The sequence below is a fragment of the Rhizobacter sp. P1_G5 genome, assembly GCF_056405435.1.
On record NZ_JBFUCB010000404.1, the window covers coordinates 1 to 5,600 of the forward strand.

General features: G+C 67.4%; 6 protein-coding genes. 5 read left to right on the plus strand and 1 reads right to left on the minus strand.

Annotated features, from left to right (window positions below; genetic code table 11):
- The 5 genes from AC1D12_RS23020 to AC1D12_RS23040 form a co-directional block, all read left to right on the plus strand.
- On the plus strand, positions 1-1,093 hold a 1,093-nt coding region (locus tag AC1D12_RS23020; protein WP_477843077.1), incomplete at its 5' end, for an ABC transporter substrate-binding protein.
- 101 nt (positions 1,094-1,194) lie between these two features.
- Entirely contained in the window at positions 1,195-2,076 is an 882-nt protein-coding gene (locus AC1D12_RS23025) for a carbohydrate ABC transporter permease (RefSeq protein ID WP_465111664.1), read from the plus strand.
- Positions 2,077-2,098: 22 nt separating this feature from the next.
- Positions 2,099-2,956 (plus strand): carbohydrate ABC transporter permease, encoded by an 858-nt coding sequence (locus AC1D12_RS23030; protein ID WP_047513348.1) that lies wholly within the window; start codon positions 2,099-2,101, stop codon positions 2,954-2,956.
- A gap of 28 nt (positions 2,957-2,984) precedes the next feature.
- The gene (locus tag AC1D12_RS23035) at positions 2,985-4,052 is read left to right on the plus strand and encodes an ABC transporter ATP-binding protein (RefSeq protein WP_047513351.1); all 1,068 of its coding nucleotides are present in this window, start codon (positions 2,985-2,987) and stop codon (positions 4,050-4,052) included.
- A gap of 70 nt (positions 4,053-4,122) precedes the next feature.
- Entirely contained in the window at positions 4,123-5,334 is a 1,212-nt protein-coding gene (locus AC1D12_RS23040; RefSeq protein ID WP_477843079.1) for an AGE family epimerase/isomerase, read from the plus strand.
- Positions 5,335-5,336: 2 nt separating this feature from the next.
- Here the strand turns inward: AC1D12_RS23040 and AC1D12_RS23045 are convergent.
- On the minus strand, positions 5,337-5,600 hold a 264-nt coding region (locus AC1D12_RS23045), incomplete at its 5' end, for an ABC transporter permease subunit (RefSeq protein ID WP_477843081.1).

The following is a 5,600-nucleotide window of genomic DNA, read 5'->3' on the forward strand; positions in this document are numbered from 1 at the left end:
CACCTGGAAGGACTTCGCGGTCGCCGGTGGTGGTGGTGATTCGGCGATGACGGTGCTGAAGTCGCGTGTGGTGTCGGGCAACGCCCCGGCCGCGGCGCAGATCAAGGGCCCGTCGATCCAGGAATGGGCCAAGGAAGGCGTGCTCGCCAACATGGACGACGTCGCCAAGGCCAACAAGTGGGACGACCTGCTGCCCAAGGCCATCGCCGACGGCCTGAAGTACCAGGGCCACTACGTCGCCGCACCGGTCAACGTGCACCGCGTGAACTGGCTGTGGGCCAACCCGGAAGCCTTCAAGAAGGCCGGCGCCAAGGTGCCGACCACCTGGGACGAGTTCTTCGTCGCCGCTGAAGCGCTGAAGAAGGCCGGCATCATCCCGATCGCCCACGGCGGCCAGAACTGGCAGGACTTCACCACGTTCGAGGCTGTCGCGCTGGGCGTCGGCGGTGCGGACTTCTACAAGAAGGCCCTGGTGCAGCTCGACGCCGGCTCGCTGAAGAGCGCGACGATGGACAAGGTGCTGACGACCTTCCGCAAGGTCAAGGGCTACACCGACAAGAACGCCCCGGGCCGCGACTGGAACCTGGCCACCGCGATGGTGATCAAGGGCGAGGCCGGCATGCAGATCATGGGCGACTGGGCCAAGGGCGAGTTCCTGGCCGCCGGCAAGGTCCCGGGCAAGGACTTCACCTGCGTGGCCGCCCCCGGCACCGCGAAGTCGTACACCTACAACGTCGACAGCTTCGCGCTGTTCAAGCTGAAGGACCCGGCCAACCAGAAGGCCCAGCAGGRCCTGGCCACCGCGATCATGTCGCCGGAATTCCAGGAAGTGTTCAACCTGAACAAGGGCTCGATCCCGGTTCGCCTGGGCATGGACCTGAAGAAGTTCGACGATTGCGCGAAGACCTCGGCCGCCGACTTCGTGTCGACCTCGAAGGCCGGCACGCTGGTCCCGTCGATCGCCCACGGCATGGCGGTTCCGTCGGCTGCCGAAGGCGCGATCAAGGACGTGGTGTCGCAGTTCTGGAACGACGAGAAGATCACGTCGGCCCAGGCGCAGGACCGCCTGGTCGCTGCCGCCAAGACGAAGTAATCAGGCTTTAGCCCTGCCTCGGACGGCGCCCGCTCGGGCGCCGTCTTCCTGTTGCACGGGGATGGCGCAATACTCGCGTCCCGCCCCCGGTTGGCCCGCCCATGAAATCCTCCGCCTCCGTACGCCTCAGCCAGTGGATGCCCAAGCTGGTCGTCGCACCGTCGTTCTTCCTGGCCTTCTTCTTCATCTACGGCCTGATCGCGTGGAACGGCTACCTGTCGGTGTCGGCCTCGCGCCTGCTGCCCAACTATGAATTCATCGGGCTGCAGCAGTACACCAACCTGTTCGAGAGCGAACGCTGGTGGGTCGCGCTGAAGAACCTCGGCATCTTCGGCGGCCTGTTCATCTTCTTCGGCATGGCCATCGGCCTGCTGCTGGCCATCCTGCTCGACCAGAAGATCCGCGTCGAAGGCGTGCTGCGCACCATCTACCTCTACCCGATGGCGTTGAGCTTCATCGTCACCGGCACCGCCTGGAAGTGGATCCTGAATCCCGGTCTGGGCCTCGAGAAGGTCATGCAGGGCTGGGGTTTCGAGAACTTCCATTTCAGCTGGCTGATCGACCCCGACATGGCGATCTACACCGTCGTGATCGCCGGCGTCTGGCAGAGCGCCGGTTTCGTGATGGCGCTGTTCCTGGCCGGCCTGCGCGGCATCGACGACTCGATCCTGAAGGCCGCGCAGATCGACGGCGCGAGCCTGCCGCGCATCTACTGGCGCATCATCATCCCGAGCCTGCGGCCGGTCTTCTTCAGCACGCTGATGGTGCTGAGCCACCTGGCGATCAAGAGCTTCGACCTGGTGATGGCGCTGACCGCCGGCGGCCCGGGCTATGCGACCGACCTGCCGGCCACCTTCATGTACACGATGGCGTTCTCGCGCGGCCAGATCGGCCTGGGCGCGGCGTCGGCGACGATCATGCTGGCCACCGTGGCGGCGCTGGTCGTGCCCTACCTCTATTCCGAACTGCGCGGCAAGCGCTGAGCGGCCGCCGAGAGAACAAGACATGGGAAACAAATTCAACTGGCACCGCGCGGCGCTGTGGTCCGTGCTGCTGCTGTTCGCGCTGGTCTTCCTGCTGCCGATGTACGTGATGCTCACGACCTCGCTGAAGGACATGAACGAGGTGCGCGAGGGCAACCTGCTGTCGCTGCCGATGGCGCCCAGCTTCGCCTCGTGGGCCAAGGCCTGGTCGAGCGCCTGCACCGGCATCGACTGCGGCGGCCTGAAGCCGTTCTTCTTCAACTCGGTGCTGATGGTGGTGCCGGCGGTGCTGGTGTCGAGCACGCTCGGCGCGATCAACGGCTACGTGCTGAGCAAGTGGCGCTTCCGCGGCAGCGAGTTCATGTTCGCGATGATGCTGTTCGGCATGTTCATGCCGCTGCAGGTGGTGCTGCTGCCGATGTCGCAGGTGCTCGGCTGGTTCGGCATCGCGAGCTCGATCTGGGGGCTGGTCGCGGTGCACATCATCGCCGGCCTGCCGTCGACGACGCTGTTCTTCCGCAACTACTACGTCGGCCTGCCCGACGAGCTGATCAAGGCGGCGATGCTGGACGGCGCGGGCTTCTGGCGCATCTTCTGGCGCATCGTGCTGCCGCTGTCGACGCCGATCGTGGTGGTCACGCTGATCTGGCAGTTCACGAACATCTGGAACGATTTCCTGTTCGGCGTGGTGTTCTCGGGCGGCGCGTCCAAGCCGATCACGGTCGGCCTGAACAACCTGGCCAACACCTCCAGCGCGGTGAAGGAATACAACGTCGACATGGCCGCCGCGATGATCGCCGCGCTGCCGACGCTGTTCGTCTACATCGTCGCAGGCAAATACTTCGTGCGCGGCCTCACCGCCGGCGCCGTCAAGGGCTGACCGGCCCGGGCTTCAAAGAGAAAACGTCATGGGTGCACTTTCAATTCGCAACGTCCGCAAGAGCTACGGCCCGGTGGAGATCCTCAAGGGCATCGACATCGAGGTCGAGAACGGCGAGTTCCTGATCCTGGTCGGCCCGTCCGGCTGCGGCAAGAGCACGCTGCTGTCGATGATCGCGGGGCTCGACACGCCGACCACCGGCAGCATCCACATCGCCGACCGCGACGTGACCTACGCGCTGCCGAAGGACCGCGACATCGCGATGGTGTTCCAGAGCTACGCGCTGTACCCGAACATGAACGTCGGGCAGAACATCGCGTTCGGCCTCGAGATGCGCAACGTGCCGAAGGCACAGCGCCAGGAGGCGATCCAGCGCGTCTCGAAGATGCTGCAGATCGAGCACCTGCTCGACCGCAAGCCGGGCCAGCTGTCGGGTGGACAGCGCCAGCGCGTCGCGATGGGCCGGGCGCTCGCGCGCAACCCGAAGCTGTTCCTGTTCGACGAGCCGCTGTCGAACCTGGACGCGAAGCTGCGCGTCGAGATGCGCGCCGAGATCAAGCTGCTGCACCAGCGCACCGCTACCACCACCGTCTACGTGACGCACGACCAGGTCGAGGCGATGACGCTGGGCGACCGCATCGCGGTGATGCGCGACGGCCTGGTGCAGCAGTTCGGCACGCCCGACGACATCTACTCGCGCCCGGCGACGCGCTTCGTCGCCGAGTTCATCGGCTCGCCGGCGATGAACATCATCGACAGCCAGCGTGCGGCCGACGGCCTGAGCTCGCAGGGCGTGCCGCTGCTGCTGAACGATGCGCAGCGCGGCGCGCTGCAATCGACCAACGGTGCCGGCATCAGCTACGGGCTGCGGCCGGAGAGCCTGTCGTTCGCCGAGCAGGGACTGGCGGGCACGATCAGCATGCTGGAGCCGACCGGGCCGGAGACCTATGCGATGGTCGACACGGCGGTCGGCAAGCTGACGGCACGCGTGGCCGGAAAGGTGCACCAGCATGTGGGCGACAGCGTGCACCTGCGCTGGCAGCCGGAGGATGCGCACCTGTTCGACGCGAAGAGCGAGCAGCGCGTGGTGGGGTGAAGCCCATGGGGTGAGCACCGTGGGGTGATGTCAACCGTACGTCCGCGAGGACGACGCGAGGAGGCAGTGCATGACACCGATCATCGACTTCCGCTCACCCGACTTCCTGCGCCGGCACGTCCTCGACACGATGTCGTTGCGCGAGGGCCGCAGCCGCGACCCGAGCGGCGGCTTCTTCCAGTTCTTCCATGACGACGGCACGGTCAGTGACCGCGAGACGCGCGAGCTCGTCGGCAGCGCGTGCTGCGTCGTCAACCATGCGATGGCGGCGCGGCACTTCGGCCGCCCGGAATGGCGCGAGGCGACGCGCCACGGGCTGCGTTTCCTGCGTGATGCGCACCGCGACGCCGACACCGGCGGCTATGCGTGGCAGGTGCGCTGGCACGGTGCCGGCGGCAACTACGGCGAGCGCGACGTGCTCGACGCGACGAACCGCTGCGAAGGCCTCGCCTTCGTGCTGCTGGCGCACGCACAGGCGCTGAGGGCCGACATCGAGGACGCCCGGCTCGGGCTGCACGAGACCTTCGGCTTGCTGGAGCAGCACTTCTGGGAGCCGGCGCACGGGCTGTATGCCGACGAAGCGAGTGCCGACTGGAAGCTCGCGCCGTACCGCGGGCAGAACGCGAACCTGCGCGCCTGCCAGGCGATGCTGGCGGCATTCGAGGCGACCGGCGAGAGCCGCTTCCTCGACCGCGCCGAGACGCTCGCGCGCTCGGTCACGCAGCGGCTGGCGGCGCTGTCGCACGGGCTGGTCTGGGAGCACTACCGGCTCGACTGGTCGATCGACCGGGGCGATCACGGCGACGACGCCGGCAATCGCTCCCGGCCGCCGGGCTTCCAGACGGGACACCATGCGGCGTGGGCCAGGCTGTTGCTGATGCTGGACCGGCACCGGGCGAGCGACTGGCTCCTGCCGCGGGCGCGCGAGTTGTTCGCGGCCGCGACGCAGCACAACTGGGATGCGAAGCACGGCGGCTTGTTCCGCGGCTTCGCAGCGGACCGCGCGGTCGTCGACCACGACAAGCACGCCTCGGTACAGGCCGAGGCGCTGGCCGCCGCCGCCGGGCTGGCGGTGCGCACCGGCGAGGGCGGCTACTGGGATTGGTACGACCGCCTCTGGGAGCACAGCTGGGCGCATTTCGTCGACCATCCGCACGGGGGCTGGCACCGGGTCCTGTCGCAGGACAACCGCCCGCTCGGCGACGCGGGGAGCCCGGCCGGGGAGACGGATGCCGACACGATGGGGGCTTGCTACGAGGTGCTCCGGGCCATCGGAACCTAGGGTCATCGGCCCAGGACGCGCCGCGCGGCGAACGACACTRCATCGACGATCGCGACCAGCGCGATCATCGCGAGCAGCACCGTGCAGGTCTCGTGCATCTGGAACAGGCCCAGGTGGTAGTACAGCATCTGGCCCAGGCCGCCCGCCCCCACCACGCCCAGCACCGCTGCCGCGCGGATGTTGTTCTCCCACCGGTAGAGGCTGTACGACAGCAGTTGCGGCAGCACCTGCGGCAGCGTCGCCCACAGGAACACGCGCAGGCGGCC